Genomic DNA, 22,226 nt, shown 5'->3' with positions numbered 1-22,226 from the left:
AGCTGAGAGCGAATCCCAGGCAGTCACCCGACCCCCGAGCCCCCGGACGATCCAACCGGGACCATCGAATGCGATGGAACGGCTCGGGGGTCGCTCCATGTCAGGGCACGAAAACCCGCTGCTGAGAGGCAGTGCGAACCGCTACGATGTGAACATGACCGTCGACCCGGTGCATGATTGGCCCATCCCGCCGAGCGGTGGGTTCACCGTTGACGACTTTCTCCAGATGCGTGACCTGCCCGACCACACCGAGTTGATCGACGGGGGTCTTGTTTTCGTGAGTCCACAGCGCAAGTGGCACAGTCGCGTCGTCTCGATGTTCGCGCGTGAACTCGATACTCAGGCGCGCGGCGGATTGCGTGCGGACAGGGAGATGGCAGTTCGATTGGGCCCCCGTCAGATGCCAGAGCCGGACGTCGTGGTCGTGACAGCGGAGGCGTATGCCAGGCAGGACCCCGACACCTACTACTTCGCTGAGGATGTCGTCGTGGCGGTCGAGGTGGTGTCGCCGGATTCGGAAGAGCGCGACCGAGATACGAAGCCGGGGAAGTACGCGAAAGCGAACATCGCACACTATTGGCGGGTCGAGTGTGGATCAGAGGATCGAGTGGTCGTGTACGCCTACGAACTCGACCCGGTCAGCGTGCGCTACGTGCCGGTCGGGATATACCACGACCGGCTGAAGACCAGCGCCCCGTTCGCACTGGACATCGACCTGACTGCGATCAACTAACGAATGAAACGCCGCGAACGGCCCGCCCAGGATTCTGGACGGGCCGTTCGCGAAGAATTGTCAGCCGATGTAGCGGACCAGCCGGGCCGAGAGGCGGGGGACCAGGGCACCGTCGGGGTTGACTCGTTCTTCCACATAGGCGAGGTCGCCGTTTTCGACGATGCCGTAGAGGCGCTTGGCGCCGCCGACCACCACACCGGAGGTGCTGCGGATGGAGACGTCGGTGGCGAGCTCCCAGGAGGCCTGGTTGCGGGCCTTGCCGTAGTAGAGCTCGATGACGCCATTGCTGTGGGTGAGCAGCAGTTCGAGCATCTCCTCGGTGCCCTCACCGCCGACCCGCCAGTAGCCGCTCTCGCGCAGATCGGGGGACGCGTAGTTGCCCTCGGCGTCGAGCTTCCAGGTCTGCGATTCCCAGGCCAGGTAGTCGCCACCGTCGTGGGAGACGATGATCTGCTGGCCGAAGCGGTAGTCGCCCTCGGTGGGATGGTTGCCCTCGCCCTCGCCGCGCCACACGCCGACCAGCGGCAGCAGGGCCAGCATGGCGTGGTTCAGATCCGGGCCGAGGCGCAGGTTCGCGGTGTCCTCGGGCAGGGGGAGACCGGGCAGCACCGAAATGTTTCGGGCGCCGGTTTCCTTCGCTCGTTCGGCGGCGACGTTTACCGCTTCGTCGCCACTACGACGCTCGGCCGGAGCGTCTTGCTCGTCACTCGCTCGCTCGGCCGGATCGGTACCTTCGCTCGCGAGCCCGCTCATGACTCGGTGAAGAGCCGGTAGAAGACGTACAGGCCGAACCAGCCGATGAGTATCGACACGGCTACAAGGAGTACCTCGAAGAAGATGACCACAATCGGAGTCTAGCTACTGTCCGCAACAGATACGAAAACGGCCCCGGCAGTTCCCGCACAGGAACTACCAGGGCCGTTGTGAGCTTTCTTACTTCGCGACCGAGACGTCCACGGAGTGGATGCCCGCGCCCTCGGGGCTGATCTCGGCCGAGCCGTTGCCCGACGAGCTCAGCGCGCGCAGGGTCCACGAACCCGGCGCGGCGAAGAAGCGGAAGTCGCCGGTGCCCGAGGCGACGACCTCGGCGGTGAAGTCACCGTTGCCGTCGAGCAGACGCACGAACGCGCCGCCGACGGGCTGGCCGTCGGTGCTCAGGACACGGCCGGTGATGACCGTTTCCTTCTCCACGTCGACGCCCGCCGGAATGGCCTGACCCTGGGTAGGTGCTGCACACATATTGATTACGCTCCCAACTCGATAGGTGCACCGACGAGCGAACCGTATTCGGTCCAGCTGCCGTCGTAGTTCTTGACGTTCTGGTGGCCGAGCAGCTCCTGCAGCACGAACCAGGTGTGCGAGGAACGCTCGCCGATGCGGCAGTAGGCGATGGTCTCCTTCTCGCCGTCCAGGCCCGCGTCCTTGTACAGCTCGGCCAGGTCGGCGTCGCTGCGGAAGGTGCCGTCTTCGTTCGCGGCCTTCGACCACGGGACGTTGATCGCGCCCGGGATGTGGCCGGGACGCTGGCTCTGCTCCTGCGGCAAGTGCGCGGGGGCGAGGATCTTGCCCGAGAACTCGTCGGGGCTGCGCACATCGACCAGGTTCTTGGTGCCGATGGCCGCGATGACCTCGTCACGGAACGCGCGGATGCTCAGATCGGGAGCGGCGGCCTTGTACTGGGTGGCCGGGCGCACGACCGCGTCACGCGAGAGCGGACGACCGTCGAGCTCCCACTTCTTACGACCGCCGTCGAGCAGCTTGACGTCGTTGTGGCCGTACAGCTTGAAGTACCAGTACGCGTACGCGGCGAACCAGTTGTTGTTGCCGCCGTACAGCACGACGGTGTCGTCGTTGCTGATGCCGCGAGCCGACAGCAGGTCGGAGAACTGCTCCTGGTTCACGAAGTCGCGGTTGACCTGATCCTGCAGGTCGGCCTTCCAGTCGAGGCGGATGGCGCCTTCGATGTGGCCACCTTCGTAGGCGGAGGTGTCCTCGTCGACCTCGACGAAGACGATGCCGGGGGCGTTGAGGTTCTCTTCGGCCCAGTCAACGGAGACCAGGACATCGGAGCGAGCCATGTTGTTCCTTTCAGAGATGACGTGCAAGGGAGTCAGTTCGGTGCCGGGGCTGGTGACCGGCGGAAACGGGCGACCAACGGGTAAATTTGGCAACCCAGGCAGACCCCGAACGCCGCGTTCAAGAACGCCGCGAACAGGGCGAAGCCGGCGAACACCGCGCCGACGATCGAGGAGCCGAGCGCGAAGCCCAGCAGGGAGAGACCGGCGAACACGAAACCCAGCGCCTGCGCGAAACGCAGCGGAGGGACGGGCTCGGTCTCGGTCGGCGGACCATTGCGCGGCGCGACGAACGCGGCGTAGATCCGGCCGTAGGGGTTCTTACCGGGGCCACCGATCGCGCCGAGCGCGAACACGACGGCCTGCAGGCCGATCAGGATCGCGGCGGCAGCGGTCGAGAAAGCGCTGACAGCGAGAACCAGAACCAGCACGCCGGTGGTGATCCAGGCCACGAAACGCGGCCCGCGAACATCGACGCGCGGTGGGGATTGCGAGGAATTGGTCATTGTGCGAACTCCTGGGCTTGTCAGTAAGTCAAGGATCTGCCTGGTCACCGGGGGATCCGAGGGATCACTCGCACGGCGGGCATGGATCGACGTCAGAAATCTCGGGAGAGAAAAAGCCGATCGGTCAGCAGCACAGGCAGCAACAACCACCGAGGCGACACAGGTCAACTGTGCGGCGTCGGGTGAGCATCAGCTCGTGGTCGGTTTGCACGAGAAGTAGTTTACCCGGTCTCTCCGGGGAATGTCTCGGGGCCCCTGGATAGGGGGCTAGATCACAGTTGACGGCCGCAAACCGCGGCGCCAGCCGCCGAATCACACCGTCAGGGGTTCGAGGGCGGTGCGGAGGTCGCCGGGCTTGGGGACGCCGGAGATCCGGAAGCGTTCCTTGCCTTCGGCGTCGAAGACGAAGGTGGTTGGCAGGGAGAGGACGTTGAGTTCGCGGGCCAGCGCGGGGTCGGCGTCGATGTCGATCTCGATGTCGCGCGGGGCATTCGGCGATTCCGACAGCTCGGCGGTGACGCCCGCGACGACCCGGCGCACAGCGTCACACGGGCCGCACCAGTCGGCCGAGAAATGCAGTACCGCGGGGGCCGCGCCGGTCACCCCCGCGGCGTCGAGCAGGCGGGCGCGCTGTTGGGTCTCGGGGTCGAGGGTGGCCGGACGAACCTGCCCCTGTCGGCGCGACAGAAACACCCCGACCGCGACGGCGGCCGCGATGACGACGGCGAGAATGACGAACTCGATCATGGCTGCTGCAATCGGTCCAGGTCGATGGTGACGTTGCGGCCGACACCTTCGACGACGATCTGGCCGCCGAGCGCGGACACCTCGGTGGGTGCGACGCCGAACGGCAACTCCTTGATATCGATCGTACGGCTGAATCGAGCGAGGACGGCGGCGTGATCGGTCTCGGGGATCTTCGAATCGGTGCTCACGGCGGTGGTGGTGTCGACCGAGCCGGTGGTGTCGGTGTAGAAACCGGTCGCCTGGATGCGGACCGTGTTGCCCTCGAGCAGCAGGTCGGCCTGGATCTGCACCGGCACGCGCGTCGCGGAACTGGACGGGGTGACGCCGACGGGTAGGACGCGGCCGTTCGGGGCAGTCGGCAGGGTGCCCTTGAGGACCAGGACGTTCTCCTTGGTCGTCATGCCGGAACCGCCGGAACCGCCTGTGCCGTCGGACCTGTCGGCGGGCGGGGTGTGGACCTGCAGGTCCGGGATGCCGAAGATCTTGCCGAGCTCGGTGGGCTCGAAACGCATCAGCGCGTCGATCCGGTCGACCTGCACCTTGCGCGCCGCGCCGTCGAGCAACTCGCTCGCCGGGGCGTGCAAACCCTGCAGCTTGGCCTCGATGCCGACCTCGCCGGGAATATCGGGACGCATGCCGCGGGCCCGGATCGCCACATCGTCGTAGCGGCCGTTCATCGCCTGGGCGGTGAACGGGAAACCGTGGAATGTCACTTCCGGGTCGGCGGACAGATCCGCGCCCGCCCGCAGTTGCCGGGAGACGTGGTACTCCGTGTAGGCGGCGGCGCCGAAATCGATGACCACCGCCAAACCGGCCAGGCAGAGAAGCCCGATGATCAGCTTGCGCATAGTTAGGGAGCGTAGCGGCTGACGCCGCCCAGAAGCCGGACGGGCCGCAGCCAGGACAACGCCGCGGACGCACAGGGTGAGCGCCAAAGTCACAAAAGGGACGCCGTGTTGCGAGGTCGTGGCTATAGAGGCGCTAATGTTGCCTACGAACTTAACCTGTGTTTCGGCGACGTAGCTACGCGGCTGCTGTCGTCCGCGGAGCAACGAGATAGGAGGAGAGCCCCATGGAGCTGCTCCTACTGACCTCCGACCCCAACCCCGATGCGGTCCTGCCGTCGTTGACGCTACTGGCGCACAACGTCCGGCCCGCGCCGACCGAGGTGTCGTCCCTGCTGGAGGCGAGTAGTGCCGATGTGGCGCTGGTCGACGCCAGAACCGACCTGGCCGCCGCGCGCGGTCTGTGTCGGCTGCTCGGTAGCACCGGGTCGTCGGTGCCGGTGGTCGCGGTCCTGACCGAGGGCGGCCTGGTGGCGGTCAACGCCGACTGGGGCCTGGACGACATCCTGCTGCCCGGTACCGGGCCCGCCGAGCTCGATGCCCGGTTGCGGCTGCTGGTCGGGCGTAACGGTGGGGTCGCCAGCCCGGAGAACACCGGCAAGATCACCCTGGGTGAACTGGTGATCGACGAGGGCACCTACACCGCGCGTTTACGTGGTCGCCCGCTCGACCTCACCTACAAGGAATTCGAGCTGCTCAAGTACCTCGCCCAGCACGCTGGTCGGGTGTTCACCCGCGCCCAGCTGCTGCAAGAGGTGTGGGGTTACGACTTCTTCGGCGGCACCCGCACCGTCGACGTGCATGTGCGACGCCTGCGCGCCAAGCTCGGCACCGAGTACGAGTCGCTGATCGGCACCGTGCGCAATGTCGGCTACAAGGCCGTTCGCCCGGCCCGCACCGCCACGGCCAAGGGCGAGCCCGCGGTGGCCTTCGTCGACGAGGACATCGACGGCGACGACTCCTACGTCCCGGTCAACGGCACCGCGCAGTAGCGCTCGGTCGACACTGCGCAGTAGCGGACGGCACCGCGCGATAGCCGCGCTGGTCGGTGGCGCGTAGTAGCGCTGCTCGGCGCGCCGCAATACGGTGTGCAGTGCGCAACGCACGAGCACGGGCCGACCGCGCGGCGGACCCGCACCGCGCACCGAGGAGGATGTCGATGCCGGATACAGCAACCCTGACCTGGACCGATCAGCTCGCGCCAGGCGCCGCGAACACGGTGCGCGCACTGCTCGAACGCGCGGCTGACGTCGACGGCGTCGCCCCGGTCTCCGAACAGGCGGTGCTGTCGCTCGCCGAAGCCGATCCGTCGACCCGGCATGCGCTCGCGAAACGCGAGGGCGTGGTGGTCGGTTACGCGAATCTTGTTGCGGCACATGGCGAACATCCCGCTATGGCTGAGGTCGCCGTCGATCCGGCCGCGCGCGGTGCGGGCATCGGCGCGGATCTGGTCCGTGCCGCGCTGGCCGAGGGTGGTCCGGGTGCGAGGGTCTGGGCGCACGGTGACCTGCCCGCCGCCAAAGCGCTGGCAACCGGTCTCGGACTGAACACGGCCCGCGAGCTGTGGCAGATGCGCCGCTCGCTGGCAACCTCGGAGCTACCGGAACTCGACCTCCCCGAAGGCATCATCCTGCGCACCTACGCGGGCCCGGTCGACGACCGCGAACTCCTGCGCGTGAACAACGCGGCATTCGCCTGGCATCCCGAGCAGGGCGGCTGGACCGAGCGTGATATCGCGGCCCGCCGTGCCGAATCCTGGTTCGAACCGTCTGGTCTGTTCCTGGCTTTCGACGCCGCCGACCCGACCCGCCTGCTCGGTTTCCACTGGACCAAACAGCACCCCGACGCCGCGCCCGCCGGCGAGGTATACGTGGTCGGCATCGACCCGTCCGCTCAGGGCCGAGGCCTGGGCCGATTGCTCACCCTGGCCGGCCTGCGGCACCTGCGCGCGACCGGATCCACCGAGGTCCTGCTCTACACCGAGGCCGACAACACCGCCGCCGTGCGCACCTACACCAAGCTCGGATTCGCCCCCGCGCACATCGACGTGGCCTACTCGCTGCCGTGATGCGAGACACCTCACAGGCAAAGTGAATTCTGGTGCGCCAGGAGAATATTGCGAGGATGGCCGGGTAAGAGCGAGTAAAACTCGGGCTAACGTCACAGGCGAGGCATCGATCGCGCCGGGCTGTTCATTCTCCGTTAACCCACATCGGGCCAACTGTCAACCGGACGACCCTAGGTTACTTCTGGGCGGCACCGTCGTCGCCTGGTGAGCGCGTTCCCTCGGGACAGCGAGCGCCAGCCAGCCTCACTCGGGCCGGTGAGGGACCGAGTGAGACACCCAGCATTGTCGGAGGAAAAGTGAACTTCAAGCGCACCAGTGCCCTGGTCGGCGTCCTCGCCGCGGGCGCCATGACCCTGGCCGCCTGTGGCAGTGACGAGAACAGCACCGGCGATGCCAGCAACGCCGCCAACACCAGCGTCGCCTGCGGTGGCAAGAAGGCGCTCAAGGCGTCCGGTGCCTCGTCGCAGAAGAACGCCATGGAGCGTTTCGTCGCCGCCTACGAGGCCAACTGCGACGGCTTCACCCTCAACTACACCTCGAGCGGCTCGGGCGCGGGCGTCAACGAGTTCATCGGCAATCAGACCGATTTCGGTGGCTCCGACTCGGCGCTGAGCTCCAAGAAGGAAGAGCCGGCCAAGGCCGCGGAGCGTTGTGGCGCCCCCGCGTGGAACCTGCCGACCGTCTTCGGCCCGATCGCCATCACCTACAACATCGACGGCGTCACCGACCTCGTGCTCGACGGCCCGACCGCCGCCAAGGTGTTCAACGGCTCCGTCGCCACCTGGGATGCCCCGGAGATCAAGGCGCTGAACCCCAACGCCAAGCTCCCGGCCGAGAAGATCGCCGTGATCTTCCGCTCCGACGAGTCGGGTACCACCGACAACTTCCAGCTCTACCTCGACGCTGCCTCGGACGGCGCGTGGGGCAAGGGCGGCGGCAAGACCTTCAACGGTGGCGTCGGCGAAGGTGCCAAGGGCAACGAGGGCACCTCGGCCGCCATCAAGAACACCAAGAACTCGGTCACCTACAACGAGTGGTCCTTCGCCAAGGCGCAGAACCTGTCGATCTCGCAGATCATCACCTCCGCGAGCAAGGACCCGGTCAAGCTCTCGGCGGAGACCGCTGCCAAGGCCATCGACGGCGTGAAGATCAAGGGCGAGGGCAACGACCTCATCCTCGACACCAGCTCGTTCTACAAGCCGACCGTCGCCGGTTCGTACCCGATCGTCATGGCCACCTACGAGGTCGTGTGCTCGAAGTACGCCGACGCCGAGACCAGCAAGGCCGTCAAGGCGTTCCTGACCTCGGCCGTCACCAACGGCCAGAACGGTCTGACCGAGGCCGGCTACGTGCCGCTGCCCGACGCGTTCAAGACCAAGCTCACCACCGCGATCAACGCAATCTCCTGATCGCAACCTGGCCATGACCATGCACCCTGAGGTGACCGCGGTGGGCTCGTCGGATTCGACGAGCCCACGGGCGGCCGGAGATACTGCGAATATGCCGACCGAACCGAAAATCGACAAGGCCCCTGACGGGGGTCGTACCGGCCGCCTGAACGCCGAGACGATCTTCCGATGGATGGCCACCGCGGCAGGCGCGACGATCGTCGCGGCCATCGCGTTGATCGCGCTGTTCCTGCTGATCCGCGCGGTCCCCTCGCTCATGGCCGACAACGCCAACTTCTTCACCAGCACCGAGTTCTCGACCGGCGATGCCAACAATCTCCGCTTCGGTATCCGCGACCTGTTCATGGTCACGGTCTTGAGCTCGGTGTTCGCGCTGATCGTCGCGGTGCCGATCGGCGTCGGCATCGCGCTGTTCCTCACGCACTACGCGCCGTCGCGGCTGGGCAAGCCGTTCACGATGCTGATCGACCTGCTCGCCGCGGTGCCGTCCATCGTGTTCGGCCTGTGGGGCTTCCTCGTGCTGGCGCCGCAGATCGCGCCGGTGCAGGAATTCCTCAACAGCAACCTCGGCTGGTTCTTCCTGTTCGCCGACGGCAACGTCTCGATCGCCGGTGGCGGCACCATCTTCACCGCCGGCGTCGTGCTCGCGGTGATGATCCTGCCGATCATCACCTCGGTGGCCCGCGAGGTCTTCGCGCTCACCCCCCGCGCGCACATCGAGGCCGCGCAGGCGCTCGGCGCCACCAAGTGGGAAGTCGTGCGGATGACCGTGCTGCCGTACGGCCGCAGCGGTGTGATCGCCGGTTCCATGCTGGGCCTGGGCCGCGCGCTCGGTGAGACGATCGCCGTGCTCGTCGTGCTGCGCACCGCGAGCAACGCGGGCAACTGGTCGCTGTTCGACGGCGGCTACACCTTCGCCTCCAAGATCGCCTCGGCGGCTTCGGAGTTCAGTTCACCGCTGCCGACCGGCGCCTACATCGCCGCCGGTTTCGTTCTCTTCGCGCTGACGTTCGTCGTCAACGCGCTGGCCCGCCTGGCCTCCGGTGGAAAGGTGAACGGCTGATGACCACCTCGACGACCCTCGACAAGCCGCTCAAGGCGCCGACTTTCCGGCACGTCAGTACCGGAAGGCGGATCAAGAACAACATCGCCACCGGCCTGGTGACCCTGTGCTTCCTCATCGCGCTGATCCCACTGGTGTGGGTCCTCGGGCTGGTCGTGAGCAAGGGTTTCACCGCGATCCTCAGCTCCGACTGGTGGTTCAACTCGCAGAAGGGCATCCTGCCCGACCAGACCGGCGGCGGTGTCTACCACGCCATCTACGGCACCATCGTGCAGGCTGCGGTCGCCTCCGTCATCGCGGTGCCGCTGGGCATCATGGGCGCGGTCTACCTGGTCGAATACGGTCGCGGACGCCTGGCCAAGGTCACCACGTTCATGGTCGACATCCTCGCCGGCGTGCCCTCGATCGTCGCCGCGCTGTTCATCTTCGCGCTGTGGATCGCCACGCTCGGCATGCCGCAGAGCTCCTTCGCCGTCTCCCTGGCGCTGGTGCTGCTGATGCTGCCGGTGGTCGTGCGCAGCACCGAGGAAATGCTCAAGCTCGTGCCCGACGAGTTGCGTGAGGCCTCCTACGCGCTCGGTGTGCCGAAATGGAAGACCATCCTGCGGATCGTCATCCCCACCGCCGCACCCGGCATGATCTCCGGCATCCTGCTGTCGGTCGCCCGCGTGATGGGTGAAACCGCGCCGGTGCTCGTGCTGGTCGGCTACTCCAAGTCGATCAACCAGAACATCTTCGACGGCAATATGGCTTCGCTGCCGCTGTTGATCTACCAAGAGCTGGCCAACCCGGAGGCCGCGGGCCGCGAACGTGTCTGGGGTGCGGCGCTCACGCTGATCCTGATGATCGCGGCGCTGTACCTGGCTGCCGCCGGCGTCAACAAGCTGCTCACCCGGAACCGATAGAAGCGAACGGAATACTCCTCATGGCCAAGCGGATCGACGTCAAAGATCTCAACATCTATTACGGCAGCTTCCACGCCGTGGCGAATGTGGAACTGACCGTGCTGCCGCGCAGCGTCACCGCCTTCATCGGACCCTCCGGCTGTGGCAAGTCCACCGTGCTGCGCTCGCTCAACCGCATGCACGAGGTGACCCCCAACGCCCGCGTCGAAGGCGCCGTGCTGCTCGACGGCGAGGACATCTACAGCTCCTCGATCGACCCGGTCGGCGTGCGTCGCACCATCGGCATGGTGTTCCAGCGCCCGAACCCGTTCCCCACCATGTCGATTCGCGACAACGTGGTGGCCGGGCTCAAGCTGCAGGGTGTGCGCAACAAGAAGGAACTCGACGAGGTCGCCGAGCGCTCGCTCAAGGGCGCCAACCTCTGGAACGAGGTCAAGGACCGCCTCGACAAGCCCGGCGGCAGCCTCTCGGGTGGTCAGCAGCAGCGTCTGTGCATCGCCCGCGCGATCGCGGTCTCGCCCGACGTGCTGCTGATGGACGAGCCGTGTTCGGCGCTCGACCCGATCTCCACCCTGGCCATCGAGGACCTGATCACCGAGCTCAAGAAAGAGTTCACGATCGTCATCGTCACCCACAACATGCAGCAGGCCGCCCGCGTGAGTGACCAGACCGGTTTCTTCAACCTCGAGGCGCAGGGCAAGCCCGGCCGTCTGATCGAGATCGACGACACCGAGAAGATCTTCTCCAACCCCACCCAGCGCGCCACCGAGGACTACATCTCCGGCCGCTTCGGTTAGGCCACTGCTGGATTCGGTGATCAATTGACAGCGAGACGCTCGGCTGGGAAATACCAGCCGAGCGTCTGCATTGATCAACCTACTGCTTTACATCCGCGATAGCCGGATAGCTGTCAGACAGCGATCCATCCGTAATTGCCCTGGCCGTACGAGTAGCACAGCCACTTCGTACCGCCCTCATACCGAGTGTTGCCAACGGTATACGCGTCGCAACGCGCTGACGGCGCAGCCGAGGCTTGCGGGGCAAGCAACGTCGCGGTCAAGATCGTGGCAACACCGACCAACGCACCAGAAATCATTCGTACTACCATCGTGAATCCTGCTCCCCTTCAGTAGATTTCACACAGGGGTACGCCAATTCGCCCCCTGTTTCGAAGCGTACCGAACCATTCTGGGAGACACAACGACTCGCGCAGCTTCCGTATCCGCTCGCGAGGGGATACTCGGCCGGGGTAGACGAAAGGCCCGTGCATCACGCACGGGCCTTTCGTGTTCTCTCTCAGCTGGTTTCGATGTCTTCGTCGGCCGGTAGGACACCCGTCACGAGGAAGATCACGCGGCGGCCGATCTCGACGGCGTGGTCGGCGAAGCGCTCGTAGTAGCGGCCGAGCAGAGTCACGTCGACGGCGGCGGCTACGCCGTACTTCCAGTCGCGGTCCATCAGGAGGGTGAACAGGTGGCGGTGGAGGTCGTCCATCGCCTCGTCGTCCTGGTTGAGCTGGGCGGCGCGCTCGGGGTCGCGGGTCTCGAGTACCTCTTTGGCGCCGGCGCCCATGTTGACCGCGATGCGGCCCATTTCCGCGAAGTAGCCGTTGACCGACTCGGGCAGGGCGTGGGCGGGGTGGCGGCGGCGGGTCACCTTGGCCACGTGCAGCGCCAGCGCACCCATCCGGTTGACGTCGGCGACGATCTGGATCGCGCTAACGACCTGACGCAGATCACCCGCGACGGGGGCCTGCAGGGCGAGCAGCGCGAAGGCCTTCTCCTCGGCCTCGGTGATCATCACCGAGATCCGGTCCTGCTCACCGATGACCTGCTCGGCCAGACCGAGGTCGGCCTGCAGCAGCGATTGGGTGGCCTGTTCCATGGCCTGGCCAGCGAGACCGGCCATCTCACCAAGGAGGTTGGCGAGGTCGGCCATTTGCTCGTTGTAGATGACACGCATAATGGCAGACCCTAGTGGGTACCCGGTGCGCTGTCACCCAACACCGGGTTAATGCCGCGTGGCAGTGTCATGGCAGGTCAGCGTTACTTGCAGGTGTCGTCGGCGGCGTTCATGTGCTCGAGGTCCGACGGCAGCGCCACCGGACCCGCGCTGAGCGGCTCACCCATCGGCACGTTGGGCAGTTCCGCGCCGACTGCAGTCGCCGTGCGCACCGTGCCGCCGAAGTCGGAGCCGACCACCACTTCGATGATGCTGCCCAGTTCGCTGGCCTGTTCGAGGACCGCACCGGGGATGGTGCTCGCCACGGTGGCGGCTTCGGCTTCCAGGCCAGGGGCGAAGCGGATCTTCGAGGTCGTCGATGTCCCGCCGGAGTAGTTGCCGACGCTGTAGATGCCGAAGCCCTGGTAGTCGAGTTTGGAGGCGACGGTGCGCGCCGCGCCCGAGGAACCCGAACCGTTGGATACCAGCAGCGACATCGTGCTCGGCGCCACCGCGTACTGCTTGGGCGCGGGCGGTGCGGGCGTCGGCGCCGAACTCTGGACCTCGGGCGCCTTGGTCTCGCCCGGCAGCGGCTGATCATCGATGACGGCGCGGAAGATGGCCTTGATGTCGGATTCGCGGGGAATCTCGTTGCCGTAGGCGGTGGTGCCGGCGGTGGGGATGGTCAGGAACGTCACCGCGCCGGCGTCCATCTTCTGCAGGGAGCGGCCGAGCAGCAGCAGGTCCTGCGGGTTCACCTTGTCGACGAAGGTGTGAGCGCTGAACGCCTGGATGAAGCCGTTGAGCTTGCCCGGATCGAAGAGCACCTTGCTCGACAGCGCACCGCGCAACAGCGAGGCGAGGAATCGCTGCTGGCGGTTGATCCGGTCGTAGTCGCTGCGTTCCTCGCCGACCACATGCCGGGCGCGCACATAGTTGAGTGCGGTCTCGCCGCTGACCCGCTGCTTGCCCGAGGTCTCCAGCACCGGGCCGAGCACACCGTCGATGATCGGCTTGGTCGAGCACACCTCGACGCCACCGATCTGGTCGACCATGGCTTCGAAGCCGGCGAAGTCGATGCCGATGAAGTGGCCGATGGTCAGGCCCGACATCTTGCGCACCACGTCGACGAGGCACTTGGGCCCGCCGCGGGCGTAGACGGCGTTGAGCTTGTCGCTCATGGCCGACGGGAGTTTCTCGTCGGTGTAGGCGGCCTTCTCGTTGTCCCAGGCCGCGCACACCGGCCGGGTGACATCGAGGTCACGCGGGAAGGACACGACCACGACGCGTGAACGGTTCTTCGGGATGTGCACCAGCATCGCCGTGTCGGCGCGGGCGCCTTCGGTGTCGGTGGCCGAGCCTGCGCCCATGTCGGCGTTGACGCCCGCTCTGGTGTCGGTGCCGACGATGAGGTAGTTCTCGTCGCCGAGCTGCATGTCACCGTCGAGGACGTCGCCGGTGGCGCCGCCGCCGAGCGCGTCGATCTGGTTGAGGCTGTTACCGGTGGCTTGCAGATAACTCCAGCCGCCGCCGGTGATCACCAGGGCGAGGACCGCGACGAACGTCAGGGCGACCCGCCCGGCGTAGCGCGCCTGCTTGCTCCGGCGTCCCGCGCGATCGTCGGGGCGACGTGGCGGTGCGGCGGCCGTGGTCTTGACCGGCCTGGCCCGCTTGGGGGGCGCTGCGGCGGTCGTGTCGGTGACCGGGGGCAGGATGTCGGTGGGCGGATCGGTCTGGTCGGCGATCCGGCGAGCGGGTGCGGCGGTGCGGACGGACGGGTTCGCCTGGGCGGGCAGCGCGGTGGTCGCGGTGCGGTCGGCGGGGGATTCGGCGCGATGGGTTTTTGCGCTGGGTGTTTTTGCGCCGGGAGGGTTGGTGCCCGCGATGTCGTCGACGACGGGCGAGCCGTCGGTGCGGGGTGCGATATCGGGACGCGGGGTGGGCCGCGGTGCCTGTTCGCGGGCGCGGCGGCCGGCGCGGGAGGCGGGCTCGGCGTTGTCGGCGGGGCGCCTACTGCGGCGGGTGCGTTCGCTGTCGACCCGGTTGACCAGGTCGGCGACGGTCAACGGCGCGGCGTCCGGCGTCGCGTCCGCGTGCCGGGACCGGCGCGAGCCGGTTTCCGGTTGCTCGGTCGGTTCGGCCGTCGGGTAGCGCTCCCAGGGGGCGCGATTTCCGGGCCGGGGCGTACGCCCGCGCCGATCGTCACCCACCAACGAACCTCACTTCTTTCTCTGGCGCAGCCTGCGCGTCATCACCCGGCACCGATTCGAGCCGGAGCCGAGCGATCCCGCAATGATAACGATTCCGCCACGAGTAGCCACTCCAGTGCACATCGGAATCGCGGACGAATTGGTTGCCTGGTTCGAATCACCGAAGGAAAGCCCTGCTCGAGCACCTGCTGTTGACCGAAACGGGGGTGGCTTACGAATTGATGTCGGCTTGTTACCGGGCCTGGATCAACGGCCGCGGGGCAGCTCAGCCGCCGCTGTGCATCACATCGGCCGCGGCCGGGACGGTGTCGTCCTCGGGGTCGTCGAGCCAGCCCTCGGGGAGCACGACCTTGGTCTGCGGCGAACCCTGCCGCCCGCGCGGCCCGAGCGCGTCGGTGGGGAAGGGCACGTCCGGGTCGAGCTGTCCGACCAGATCCTCGATCTGCGACAGCTTCGACACGGTGGCGAAGCTGCGCCGCAGCTGCGAGCCGACCGGGAACCCCATCAGGTACCAGGCCATGTGCTTGCGGATATCGCGCATGGCCTTGTCCTCACCGTCGTGCTCGGTGAGCAGGGTGGCGTGGCGCACCAGGATCTCGCCGACGCGGCCCAGCGTCGGCCCCTCGGGGATCGGCTCACCGCGCAGCGCCGCGCTGAGTTCGGCGAACAGCCAGGGCCGCCCGAGGCAACCGCGCCCGACGACCACACCGTCGCAGCCGGTTTCGTTCATCATCCGCAGCGCGTCGTCGGCGGTGAAGATATCGCCGTTGCCGAGCACCGGGATGGTGGTGACGGCTTCCTTGAGCCGTGCGATGGCCGACCAGTCCGCCGCGCCCGAGTACAGCTGGGCGGCGGTGCGCGCGTGCAGCGCCACGGCCGCCGCGCCCTCGGCCTCGGCGATGCGGCCGGTGTCGAGGTAGGTGTGGTGGTCGTCGTCGATGCCGATGCGGAATTTGAAGGTCACCGGCACGCCCGCCGGTTCGGCCGCCGACACCATCTCGCGGACGATGTTGGCGAACAGCCTGCGCTTGTACGGCAGCGCCGACCCGCCGCCGAGCTTGGTCACCTTGCGCACCGGGCAGCCGAGATTGAGGTCGATGTGATCGGCCCAGCCCTCGCCGACGATGATCCGCACGGCCTCGCCGAGGGTCTTGGGATCGACACCGTAGAGCTGCATCGAGCGCGGATTCTCGTCGGCGTCGAACGACATCATGTGCAGCGTCTTCTCGTTGCGCTCCACCACGGCGCGGGCGGTGATCATCTCGCACACGTAGATCGAGGTCGCGCTGCCGAACTCGCGGCACAGCCTGCGGAAGGCACGGTTGGTGATGCCCGCCATCGGCGCGAGCACCACCGGCGGATCGACCGGGAAGGGCCCGATCCGCAGCGCTGCGGGCGCTTGGGGCATCGTCGTAGTCACGCCTGCCATTCTCTCATCCGGTCCGATGTGATCGATCTCGCGCATCGACGACTTTTGCCGGGTCATGACCGCCATCACGACGTTGGGTCACCTTTTACCTGTTACTGCGAGTACGGGTATCGCCCGCCGACTCAGTAGCCTGGATCCGCTGGCACCGTCGCCTCCGGCGGTGCGCTGTCCCCACGTAATCGAAAGATGACCCCTCATGGCCGAAAGCAACGAAGGCGCCACCGACCTCACCAAAACCCCCGCCGAGCCCGCGACGAAGGGCACGGTCGCCGTCCGCGTCTCCTCGCTGGTCGGCGGTGCCGTGATCGCCGTGCTCGCGATCGTCGCGGTGGTGCTCGGCGTGCTGCTCGGTTCGGCGCGCTCGGAGATCTCCGACATGAACGACCAAGCCGCCGACAATGCGAAGGCCGAACAGATCGCCGTCGACTACGCGGTCGGTTCGGCGAGCCTGAACTACCAGGACGTCGACGCCTGGGTCGCCAAGCTCAAGGCGGGCACCTCACCGGAACTGTCGGCCAAGTTCGACGCCACCGGCGCCAAGCTCGAGCAGATCATCGTCCCGCTGAAGTGGACCTCCACCGCGACCCCGATCACCGCGAAGGTCCTCTCCCGGGAGGACGGCGTCTACAAGGTCGCCGCGTTCGTCGACGTGAGCACCACCAACGCCCAGAACCCGGACGGTCTGCGCAACACGGTCACCTACAACATCACCGTCGACAGCGGCAAGGACTGGAAGATCACCGACGTCGGCAGCGCCGACGGCGCCCTCCCCCTCAAGTAGCCGATCGCCGGAAATCCACACAAAAAAGCGCTGCGCACCTTGGCAAACAAGGTGCGCAGCGCTTTTTTGAGAACTCAGACTCCGGCCATTTCGCGCTTCTTGGCTTCGCGAGCGAGCATCTTGTCGCGCTGCTCCTCGAACTTCAGCACGTCCTCGCCGAGCTTGTCGAGGAAGCCGGCCAGCCGCTCACGGGTGGCCTCGCCGCGGGCGGTGAAGTCGGTGCGCTCGAAGATGTTCCACTTCTTGAGCACCGGCTGCACGACCTCTTCGAGGTGCTGACGCAGGTCGTAGATGCCGTGCTTGGCCATCAGCACACCGTTGCGACGGAAGTTCGGCATGCCGGCGCCCGGCATCTGGAAGTTCTCGACGATCAGCGAGATCGCCTCGATCGCCTGGTCGGGCGACAGATCCAGCGCCGCGCCACAGAGGTTGCGGTAGAAGATCATGTGCAGGTTCTCGTCGGCCGCGACGCGCTGGAGCATGCGGTCGGCGATCGGGTCGTCGCACACCTTGCCGGTGTTGCGGTGGCTCACCCGGGTGGCAAGTTCCTGGAAGGTCACGTAGGCGACCGAGTGCAGGAAGCCGGCGTCGACCTCGGCGGGGGAGGCGAAGCCGTTGGTCATGTGGATCATCCGCGCCTCTTCGAGGGCGACCGGATCCACGCCGCGGGTGACCACGAGGTAATCGCGCATCACGATGCCGTGGCGGTTCTCCTCGGCGGTCCAGCGACCGACCCAGGTGCCCCAGGCGCCGTCCTGGGAGAAGTTCTCGGCGATCTCGCGGTGGTAGGAGGGGAGGTTGTCCTCGGTGAGCAGATTGGTGATCATGGCCGCCTTGGCGACCTCGCTGAGCTTGGACTGCTCAGGATCCCAATCGATGCCGCCCATGGCCGCGAAGTTGCGGCCCTCGTCCCACGGGACGTAGTCGTGCGGGTGCCATTCCTTGGCGAGCGACATGTGTCGGTTGACGTTTTCCTCGGCAACCGGCTCCAACTCCGTGAGCAGTTCGAGTTGAGTCAGATCCCTTGCCATGTAAAAAACCCTTCGCTGTCGTGCTTGCGGTCGAACGTCGCGATGCGGCCATACCTTACGGCACCGTAGGTGTGATGCGAAACGCAACAGAGCGGTTTTCCATCGATATTGAGCTACGTCACTACCAGTCAGTAGGACCGATGGTTGTGCTGACGAGTCTAGGCGTTCGGCCCGCAGCATTGGGACTATCGCTACGGGCCGCACGACGTTAACTACAGGTAGATGAACAGTTCATCGCTTGCCGCCGAGCAGCCCGCCGAGCACGCTGCCCAGCGCACCGCCCGCGTTCTTCGACAGCGCCTCGCCGATCACGCCGCCGATCACGCCGGTGTTACTGCTGCCGCCGAGCAGCCCGCCGAGCAGGTCGCCGAGACCGCCGTTGGAAGCAGGGGCCTGCTGCTGTGGTGCCGCGGCCCCGCCGCCGGTGAGCTGTTTGGCCAGGTAGGCGAGCACGATCGGAGCCAGAATCGGCAGCAGCTTGCCGATGAGGTCGTTGCCGCCGGTGCCGCCGCCCGCGCCGAGCGCGCTGATGACGGTGTTCTTCTCGGTGCCGAAGACGTTGTCGACGATCTTCTCGCCGTCGCCAACGTCGACCTGTCCCAGATCCACCGCGCCCTCGCCCTCGACGAGTCCGCCGTGGTTGTCGAGCGCGCCGAGCAGTGACGCAGCGCCCTGTGGCTGGGCGGCATTGGCCTGGAGTCCGCCGAGCAGGGTCGGCAGCGCGGCCTGGACGGCCGTGGTCGCGGTCGCCTGGTCGACGCCGAGTTGATCAGCGATCTGGGCGATCGGTACCTGGGAGAGCAGATCATCGAAAGAAGTCATCGCACGCCGCCTGAGGTCGTAGTTGCCCGGTAGCCCGGGTCGCGCTCAGCGTACGTCGCCACGTGACGATGGTCACGATGATGAGTTTGTGGTGCCCCCTGTAGGACTCGAACCTACGACCTAGTGATTAAAAGTCACCAGCTCTACCAACTGAGCTAAAGGGGCGCGCAGCGGAGTCTAGCGGACGGTGTGCCGAAGGTCCGAATAGTGGTCCCCGGTCGAGTCGCGTGGTCCTGATCGTGGCTGGTGGTCGAGGGTAACGGCGACGAGGTCGGTACCGATTCGGTGGTAAACCGCTGGTGCCCAACGGTGTTCGCGCTGTGGGTTGCGTATGGTCGTCGAATGCTGTTGTATCGCAACATCTTTCGACAAGCAGGGGTGCAGCAGCGATGGAGTGGTCCAAGGTGGGCGTCGGTCTCGCGACCGTTCGGCGAACTTCGGCGTGCCGATGAGCCGCTCAACCGGGCTGTGCGCCTGTGCAATTCGTACCCGAAGTAACCATTTCGGTTGCGCTTCGTTTGCTGGCATGGATAACCGGACCGGATGTTCGGTTAGGTACTCCAATCGCCGCGTGTCGACTCGGGAATGCGGGTACGGTGATCGCCTGGTGAATATCGAAACAATCACCGGTGCCGCATTTTCCGTGGTTCCGGCGCAGGGTGCGGTGTTCGGCGAATTCATCGAAGGTATGCAGTGCCGGAAGTTCGTGAGGGGTTCGCGAACTCTGGGCAAAGGGGTAGGCGTCACCGCAGGAAGGGGTTCTCACAGGTGGCGGGGCATGCGCGCGAGGCGCTGCGAGTTTTTCATACCGAAAGTTTGAATTAAAACCACAATTCGTGCCAACGGTCGGTTTTGATCGATGGCGTCGAGAAGGTTCGGAGGCGTTTCGAGCATGGCACGGCAGCAAGAGCGGGCGCGCCGGACACGCGCGGCGATAATCAAGTCCGCGGCCGTCGAGTTCGGCAAGAGCGGATATGCCGCGGCATCGCTCAACCGCATTCTGGAAGGGTCGCGCGCCACCAAGGGCGCGATGTACTTCCATTTCGATTCCAAGGAAGACCTGGCGCGCGCGGTGCTCGAGACCGCGGTCGAGCGCTACCGGATCTGCGCGGAGCGCTGGCTCGCCCGCGTCGACCTCGGTCCGCTCGACGTGCTGCACGGCATGGTCGACGAGATCGCCCTTCGCCTGGAACACGACACCATCGTGCAGGCCGAGTACCGCCTCGTGATCGAACCCGACTTCCATCGCGACACCGGCAACGGCGGTGGCCGCATCGTCGGTCGCGCCACCCGCGTACTCGCGGTCCGCGCCATCGACGACGGCCAGTTGCGCGCCGACGCCGACCCCGACCGCTTCACCCGAACCCTGTCCGCGGCACTGGCGGGCCAGCGCTACCTGGTCGACCCGATCGCCAACGGCTCCGCTGCCGACCTGCGCGCCCGCTTCGCCGAGGTGCTGGAGGTTATCGTGGAAGCCATGGCCACCCCGGTGTGGATCCAGAACTTCCGCACCGAGGGCTGGCGCGAGCAAGCACGCCTGGAAGACCTCGGTTTGAGCGCTTGACCAGGCGATTTGGAACTCCGCACTGACCTGTCATAAGCTATGCGAGCTCCCAACGGAAACGTTGAAGCCGCCCCGGAGAGATTCGGAACGAGCCCCCTTCGTCTAGCGGCCTAGGACGCCGCCCTTTCAAGGCGGTAGCGCGGGTTCGAATCCCGTAGGGGGTACAGTCTTCGGACTGCACAGAGGTACAAAGCATGGCCCTGTAGCGCAGTTGGTTAGCGCGCCGCCCTGTCACGGCGGAGGTCGCGGGTTCGAGTCCCGTCAGGGTCGCAAGTGGTACCAGAGCAATCCGGTACTTCCCGGCCAGGTAGCTCAGTTGGTACGAGCGACCGCCTGAAAAGCGGTAGGTCGCCGGTTCGATCCCGGCTCTGGCCACCTTTGATCCCCTCACCGAAGTTTCACGGTGAGGGGATTTTTCGTTGTTCATGGCATCCGCAGCGCGTTGGCCCACAGGCGCGACACCGTGTGCACAACTTCTTCCATCGGCACCTGCTCGAGCTCCCCGCCGCCGGTGACGAAGTAGTTGAACGCCATCCGGCTCACCATGCTCGACAGCGCGCGCGAGGTGAGCATCGGATCCAGGCTCGGGTCGGCCAGCCCACGACGCTGCAGTTCGGCGATGCCACGAGCATTGCGGCCGATGAAGGCGTCGGCACGCTGCTGACGCAACTTGCCGAATTCGGGGTCGATATTGGCGACCTGTTCGAGCAGCCCCATCAGCTTCGCATTGCGCTTGTATGCCTCGAAGTAGGCGAGATTGGCGGCCTCGACGATCGAGGCCGGGTCGTCTTCGCCCGTCACATGCGCCATGCCGGGGTGCATCATGTCCTCTTGGGCACGCTCGAGGATCGCGGCGAAGATCTCCTCCTTGCTCGCGAAATAGGTGTAGAAGGTGCCAGAGGAGCAGTTGGCTTCCTGGGTGATGTCGATGAGCCGGGTGTCGAGGTAGCCCATCCGCTCGAACACCGTGCGACCCGCCGCGATCAGCCCGTCGCGCGTGCGCAGACCGCGCTGGGTGGCGGGCAGGTCGCGCAACAGCGAGGTGCGTGCCATCGAGGGCAGCGCGCCCTCGCTGTCGGTGGGTTCCATGCCTGTAGTTATACCGGCGGTCACGGGTGGAACACGACGCGGCCGACGGTGTTCCCGTCGCCGAGACGGCCGAGGCCGTCGGGTACATCGCCGAGCGAAAGGCGTTCGCTGATCAGCGGTTTCACCGGTCGGGCCGCGGCGAGGCGGGTGAGCTCGGCGTGGCAGTCGGCGATCGCCTGCTGGTTGTACTGCTTGTAGAGACCCCAGTGCAGGCCGATGATCGAATAGTTCTTGATCAGCGCGTGGTTGAGCGCGGGCTGGGGGATGGTGCCGCCGGCGAAGCCGATCACCAGGATGCGACCTTCGAAGGCGATGCATTTGGTGGACCTGGCGTAGGCGTCGCCGCCGACCGGGTCGTAGATCACGTCGGCGCCGCGTCCACCGGTGAACTCCTTGACGATCGGCACGAAGTCCTCGGTGTGCCGGTCGATCACGAGGTCGGCGCCGAGTTCGCGGCAGTAGTCGGCCTTGTCGGGCCCGCCGACGACACCGATCACCCGCGCGCCCGCGGCCTTGCCCAGCTGCACGGCGGAACTACCGACACCGCCTGCCGCGGCGTGCACCAGCAGCGTCTCGCCGGGTTGCAACTGCGTCCGTCGGTGCAGTGCGAACCAGCTCGTCTGATATCCGATGACCAGCGCGGAAGCCTCGGCATCGTCGAGGGATTCCGGTGCGGGAAAAGCGTTCTCGGCATCGAGCACCGCCAGCTCGGCGAAGGCTCCGCCGGGCAGATTCGCGGTGCCGACGATCCGGTCACCGATCGCGAACCGCTCCACACCCGCACCGACCGCCAGCACTTCGCCGCACAGTTCGACGCCCGGGGTGAAGGGCAGCGGTGGTTTGATCTGGTACTGCCCACGGCACAGCAGGACATCAGGGAAATTGGCGGGCGCCGCGAGCACTCGCACCAGTACCTGCCCCGGTCCGGCCACCGGATCGTCGATATCGTTGAACTGCAGTACTTCTCGTGGTTCGCCGAGTTCGGCTACCTGCCAGGCTTTCATCGTG

22 protein-coding genes and 4 tRNA genes are annotated in these 22,226 nt (G+C 66.4%); 12 read left to right on the top strand and 14 right to left on the bottom strand.

Annotated features, from left to right (window positions below; genetic code table 11):
* Positions 1 to 154 precede the first annotated feature (154 nt).
* Positions 155 to 733, top strand: a complete 579-nt coding sequence (locus ACFW6D_RS17070; RefSeq protein ID WP_379233870.1) for a Uma2 family endonuclease — start codon at positions 155 to 157, stop codon at positions 731 to 733.
* Positions 734 to 793: 60 nt separating this feature from the next.
* Here ACFW6D_RS17070 and ACFW6D_RS17065 read toward each other — a convergent pair whose 3' ends face one another.
* The 6 genes from ACFW6D_RS17065 to ACFW6D_RS17040 all read right to left on the bottom strand — a co-directional run bounded on the left by ACFW6D_RS17065 (position 794) and on the right by ACFW6D_RS17040 (position 4,909).
* Positions 794 to 1,486, bottom strand: coding sequence for an FABP family protein (locus tag ACFW6D_RS17065; protein WP_379329144.1), 693 nt, complete (start codon positions 1,484 to 1,486; stop codon positions 794 to 796).
* A gap of 180 nt (positions 1,487 to 1,666) precedes the next feature.
* Entirely contained in the window at positions 1,667 to 1,972 is a 306-nt protein-coding gene (locus ACFW6D_RS17060; RefSeq protein WP_379329142.1) for a DUF1416 domain-containing protein, read from the bottom strand.
* 5 nt (positions 1,973 to 1,977) lie between these two features.
* Positions 1,978 to 2,811 (bottom strand): sulfurtransferase, encoded by an 834-nt coding sequence (locus ACFW6D_RS17055; RefSeq protein WP_379329140.1) that lies wholly within the window; start codon positions 2,809 to 2,811, stop codon positions 1,978 to 1,980.
* Between the two features lie 32 nt (positions 2,812 to 2,843).
* The gene (locus ACFW6D_RS17050) at positions 2,844 to 3,314 is read right to left on the bottom strand and encodes a DUF4395 domain-containing protein (RefSeq protein ID WP_379329138.1); all 471 of its coding nucleotides are present in this window, start codon (positions 3,312 to 3,314) and stop codon (positions 2,844 to 2,846) included.
* A 312-nt stretch (positions 3,315 to 3,626) separates the two neighbouring features.
* Entirely contained in the window at positions 3,627 to 4,061 is a 435-nt protein-coding gene (locus ACFW6D_RS17045) for a thioredoxin family protein (RefSeq protein WP_379329136.1), read from the bottom strand.
* Positions 4,058 to 4,909, bottom strand: a complete 852-nt coding sequence (locus ACFW6D_RS17040) for an LmeA family phospholipid-binding protein (protein WP_379329134.1) — start codon at positions 4,907 to 4,909, stop codon at positions 4,058 to 4,060. The genes ACFW6D_RS17045 and ACFW6D_RS17040 overlap by 4 nt, the downstream gene beginning before the upstream one ends.
* A 224-nt stretch (positions 4,910 to 5,133) precedes the next feature.
* Here ACFW6D_RS17040 and ACFW6D_RS17035 point away from each other — a divergent pair, with 224 nt between their 5' ends.
* The 6 genes from ACFW6D_RS17035 to pstB all read left to right on the top strand — a co-directional run bounded on the left by ACFW6D_RS17035 (position 5,134) and on the right by pstB (position 11,148).
* Positions 5,134 to 5,898 carry a winged-helix domain-containing protein gene (locus ACFW6D_RS17035; protein WP_379329132.1) on the top strand — a complete coding sequence of 255 codons (765 nt, stop codon included), beginning with the start codon at positions 5,134 to 5,136 and terminating at the stop codon, positions 5,896 to 5,898.
* A 167-nt stretch (positions 5,899 to 6,065) separates the two neighbouring features.
* Positions 6,066 to 6,974 (top strand): mycothiol synthase, encoded by a 909-nt coding sequence (gene mshD / locus ACFW6D_RS17030; RefSeq protein ID WP_379329130.1) that lies wholly within the window; start codon positions 6,066 to 6,068, stop codon positions 6,972 to 6,974.
* Between the two features lie 296 nt (positions 6,975 to 7,270).
* Positions 7,271 to 8,383: a phosphate ABC transporter substrate-binding protein PstS gene (pstS, locus tag ACFW6D_RS17025; protein ID WP_379329128.1), complete on the top strand. Its 1,113-nt coding sequence runs from the start codon at positions 7,271 to 7,273 to the stop codon at positions 8,381 to 8,383.
* Between the two features lie 91 nt (positions 8,384 to 8,474).
* Positions 8,475 to 9,446: a phosphate ABC transporter permease subunit PstC gene (gene pstC / locus ACFW6D_RS17020; protein ID WP_379329126.1), complete on the top strand. Its 972-nt coding sequence runs from the start codon at positions 8,475 to 8,477 to the stop codon at positions 9,444 to 9,446.
* Positions 9,446 to 10,351: a phosphate ABC transporter permease PstA gene (gene pstA, locus ACFW6D_RS17015; RefSeq protein WP_379329124.1), complete on the top strand. Its 906-nt coding sequence runs from the start codon at positions 9,446 to 9,448 to the stop codon at positions 10,349 to 10,351. The genes pstC and pstA overlap by 1 nt, the downstream gene beginning before the upstream one ends.
* 20 nt (positions 10,352 to 10,371) lie before the next feature.
* Positions 10,372 to 11,148, top strand: coding sequence for a phosphate ABC transporter ATP-binding protein PstB (gene pstB / locus ACFW6D_RS17010; RefSeq protein WP_056818713.1), 777 nt, complete (start codon positions 10,372 to 10,374; stop codon positions 11,146 to 11,148).
* A gap of 499 nt (positions 11,149 to 11,647) precedes the next feature.
* On the opposite strand, the gene phoU is transcribed toward pstB, so the two are convergent.
* The 3 genes from phoU to dusB all read right to left on the bottom strand — a co-directional run bounded on the left by phoU (position 11,648) and on the right by dusB (position 15,889).
* Positions 11,648 to 12,313, bottom strand: a complete 666-nt coding sequence (gene phoU, locus ACFW6D_RS17005) for a phosphate signaling complex protein PhoU (protein WP_379233889.1) — start codon at positions 12,311 to 12,313, stop codon at positions 11,648 to 11,650.
* A gap of 83 nt (positions 12,314 to 12,396) precedes the next feature.
* Positions 12,397 to 14,502: an LCP family protein gene (locus tag ACFW6D_RS17000; protein ID WP_379329122.1), complete on the bottom strand. Its 2,106-nt coding sequence runs from the start codon at positions 14,500 to 14,502 to the stop codon at positions 12,397 to 12,399.
* 265 nt (positions 14,503 to 14,767) lie between these two features.
* Positions 14,768 to 15,889, bottom strand: coding sequence for a tRNA dihydrouridine synthase DusB (gene dusB / locus ACFW6D_RS16995; protein ID WP_379329281.1), 1,122 nt, complete (start codon positions 15,887 to 15,889; stop codon positions 14,768 to 14,770).
* A 238-nt stretch (positions 15,890 to 16,127) separates the two neighbouring features.
* On the opposite strand from dusB, the gene ACFW6D_RS16990 reads away from it, so the two are divergent.
* Complete coding sequence (locus ACFW6D_RS16990; protein ID WP_379329120.1) at positions 16,128 to 16,712, top strand: hypothetical protein; 585 nt, start codon at positions 16,128 to 16,130, stop codon at positions 16,710 to 16,712.
* Positions 16,713 to 16,786: 74 nt separating this feature from the next.
* Here ACFW6D_RS16990 and ACFW6D_RS16985 read toward each other — a convergent pair whose 3' ends face one another.
* From ACFW6D_RS16985 to ACFW6D_RS16975, 3 genes are all read right to left on the bottom strand, one after another.
* Positions 16,787 to 17,743, bottom strand: coding sequence for an acyl-ACP desaturase (locus tag ACFW6D_RS16985; RefSeq protein ID WP_379329118.1), 957 nt, complete (start codon positions 17,741 to 17,743; stop codon positions 16,787 to 16,789).
* Between the two features lie 231 nt (positions 17,744 to 17,974).
* On the bottom strand, positions 17,975 to 18,565 hold the full coding sequence (locus tag ACFW6D_RS16980) for a DUF937 domain-containing protein (protein ID WP_379329116.1): 591 nt from the start codon (positions 18,563 to 18,565) through the stop codon (positions 17,975 to 17,977).
* An 89-nt stretch (positions 18,566 to 18,654) separates the two neighbouring features.
* A tRNA-Lys gene (locus ACFW6D_RS16975) sits at positions 18,655 to 18,730 on the bottom strand.
* Positions 18,731 to 19,457: 727 nt separating this feature from the next.
* Between ACFW6D_RS16975 and ACFW6D_RS16970 the strand changes: the two genes are divergently transcribed.
* The 4 genes from ACFW6D_RS16970 (at position 19,458) to ACFW6D_RS16955 (ending at position 20,504) form a co-directional block, all read left to right on the top strand.
* A complete protein-coding gene (locus tag ACFW6D_RS16970; RefSeq protein ID WP_379329114.1) occupies positions 19,458 to 20,129 on the top strand; it encodes a TetR family transcriptional regulator in 672 nt (223 codons plus the stop codon).
* A 91-nt stretch (positions 20,130 to 20,220) separates the two neighbouring features.
* Positions 20,221 to 20,293 (top strand) — tRNA-Glu (locus ACFW6D_RS16965).
* A 32-nt stretch (positions 20,294 to 20,325) separates the two neighbouring features.
* Positions 20,326 to 20,399: transfer RNA gene (locus ACFW6D_RS16960), tRNA-Asp, on the top strand.
* Between the two features lie 31 nt (positions 20,400 to 20,430).
* Positions 20,431 to 20,504, top strand: a tRNA-Phe gene (locus ACFW6D_RS16955).
* A gap of 48 nt (positions 20,505 to 20,552) precedes the next feature.
* Here ACFW6D_RS16955 and ACFW6D_RS16950 read toward each other — a convergent pair.
* Positions 20,553 to 21,218, bottom strand: a complete 666-nt coding sequence (locus ACFW6D_RS16950) for a TetR/AcrR family transcriptional regulator (RefSeq protein WP_379329112.1) — start codon at positions 21,216 to 21,218, stop codon at positions 20,553 to 20,555.
* A 20-nt stretch (positions 21,219 to 21,238) separates the two neighbouring features.
* The gene (locus tag ACFW6D_RS16945) at positions 21,239 to 22,222 is read right to left on the bottom strand and encodes an NADPH:quinone oxidoreductase family protein (protein ID WP_379329110.1); all 984 of its coding nucleotides are present in this window, start codon (positions 22,220 to 22,222) and stop codon (positions 21,239 to 21,241) included.
* Positions 22,223 to 22,226: the final 4 nt, after the last annotated feature.

This window comes from Nocardia sp. NPDC058705, from assembly GCF_042749305.1.
Classification (GTDB): Bacteria; Actinomycetota; Actinomycetes; order Mycobacteriales; family Mycobacteriaceae; genus Nocardia.
Note: the sequence above shows the minus strand (reverse complement) of the source record. Positions and strands in the feature narration are given on the sequence as shown.

Excerpts from the sequence above, each read along its gene's own strand:
- ACFW6D_RS17045 (WP_379329136.1), bottom strand. The coding sequence starts at position 4,061 with ATGATCGAGTTCGTCATTCTCGCCGTCGTCATCGCGGCCGCCGTCGCG.
- ACFW6D_RS16985 (WP_379329118.1), bottom strand. The coding sequence starts at position 17,743 with ATGGCAAGGGATCTGACTCAACTCGAACTGCTCACGGAGTTGGAGCCG.
- ACFW6D_RS17065 (WP_379329144.1), bottom strand. The coding sequence starts at position 1,486 with ATGAGCGGGCTCGCGAGCGAAGGTACCGATCCGGCCGAGCGAGCGAGT.
- ACFW6D_RS17060 (WP_379329142.1), bottom strand. The coding sequence starts at position 1,972 with ATGTGTGCAGCACCTACCCAGGGTCAGGCCATTCCGGCGGGCGTCGAC.
- ACFW6D_RS17040 (WP_379329134.1), bottom strand. The coding sequence starts at position 4,909 with ATGCGCAAGCTGATCATCGGGCTTCTCTGCCTGGCCGGTTTGGCGGTG.
- ACFW6D_RS17070 (WP_379233870.1), top strand. The coding sequence starts at position 155 with ATGACCGTCGACCCGGTGCATGATTGGCCCATCCCGCCGAGCGGTGGG.
- pstB (WP_056818713.1), top strand. The coding sequence starts at position 10,372 with ATGGCCAAGCGGATCGACGTCAAAGATCTCAACATCTATTACGGCAGC.
- ACFW6D_RS16980 (WP_379329116.1), bottom strand. The coding sequence starts at position 18,565 with ATGACTTCTTTCGATGATCTGCTCTCCCAGGTACCGATCGCCCAGATC.
- phoU (WP_379233889.1), bottom strand. The coding sequence starts at position 12,313 with ATGCGTGTCATCTACAACGAGCAAATGGCCGACCTCGCCAACCTCCTT.
- ACFW6D_RS17055 (WP_379329140.1), bottom strand. The coding sequence starts at position 2,811 with ATGGCTCGCTCCGATGTCCTGGTCTCCGTTGACTGGGCCGAAGAGAAC.
- ACFW6D_RS16945 (WP_379329110.1), bottom strand. The coding sequence starts at position 22,222 with ATGAAAGCCTGGCAGGTAGCCGAACTCGGCGAACCACGAGAAGTACTG.
- ACFW6D_RS16990 (WP_379329120.1), top strand. The coding sequence starts at position 16,128 with ATGGCCGAAAGCAACGAAGGCGCCACCGACCTCACCAAAACCCCCGCC.
- mshD (WP_379329130.1), top strand. The coding sequence starts at position 6,066 with ATGCCGGATACAGCAACCCTGACCTGGACCGATCAGCTCGCGCCAGGC.
- pstA (WP_379329124.1), top strand. The coding sequence starts at position 9,446 with ATGACCACCTCGACGACCCTCGACAAGCCGCTCAAGGCGCCGACTTTC.
- ACFW6D_RS16970 (WP_379329114.1), top strand. The coding sequence starts at position 19,458 with ATGGCACGGCAGCAAGAGCGGGCGCGCCGGACACGCGCGGCGATAATC.
- ACFW6D_RS17050 (WP_379329138.1), bottom strand. The coding sequence starts at position 3,314 with ATGACCAATTCCTCGCAATCCCCACCGCGCGTCGATGTTCGCGGGCCG.
- ACFW6D_RS17035 (WP_379329132.1), top strand. The coding sequence starts at position 5,134 with ATGGAGCTGCTCCTACTGACCTCCGACCCCAACCCCGATGCGGTCCTG.
- ACFW6D_RS16950 (WP_379329112.1), bottom strand. The coding sequence starts at position 21,218 with ATGGAACCCACCGACAGCGAGGGCGCGCTGCCCTCGATGGCACGCACC.
- pstC (WP_379329126.1), top strand. The coding sequence starts at position 8,475 with ATGCCGACCGAACCGAAAATCGACAAGGCCCCTGACGGGGGTCGTACC.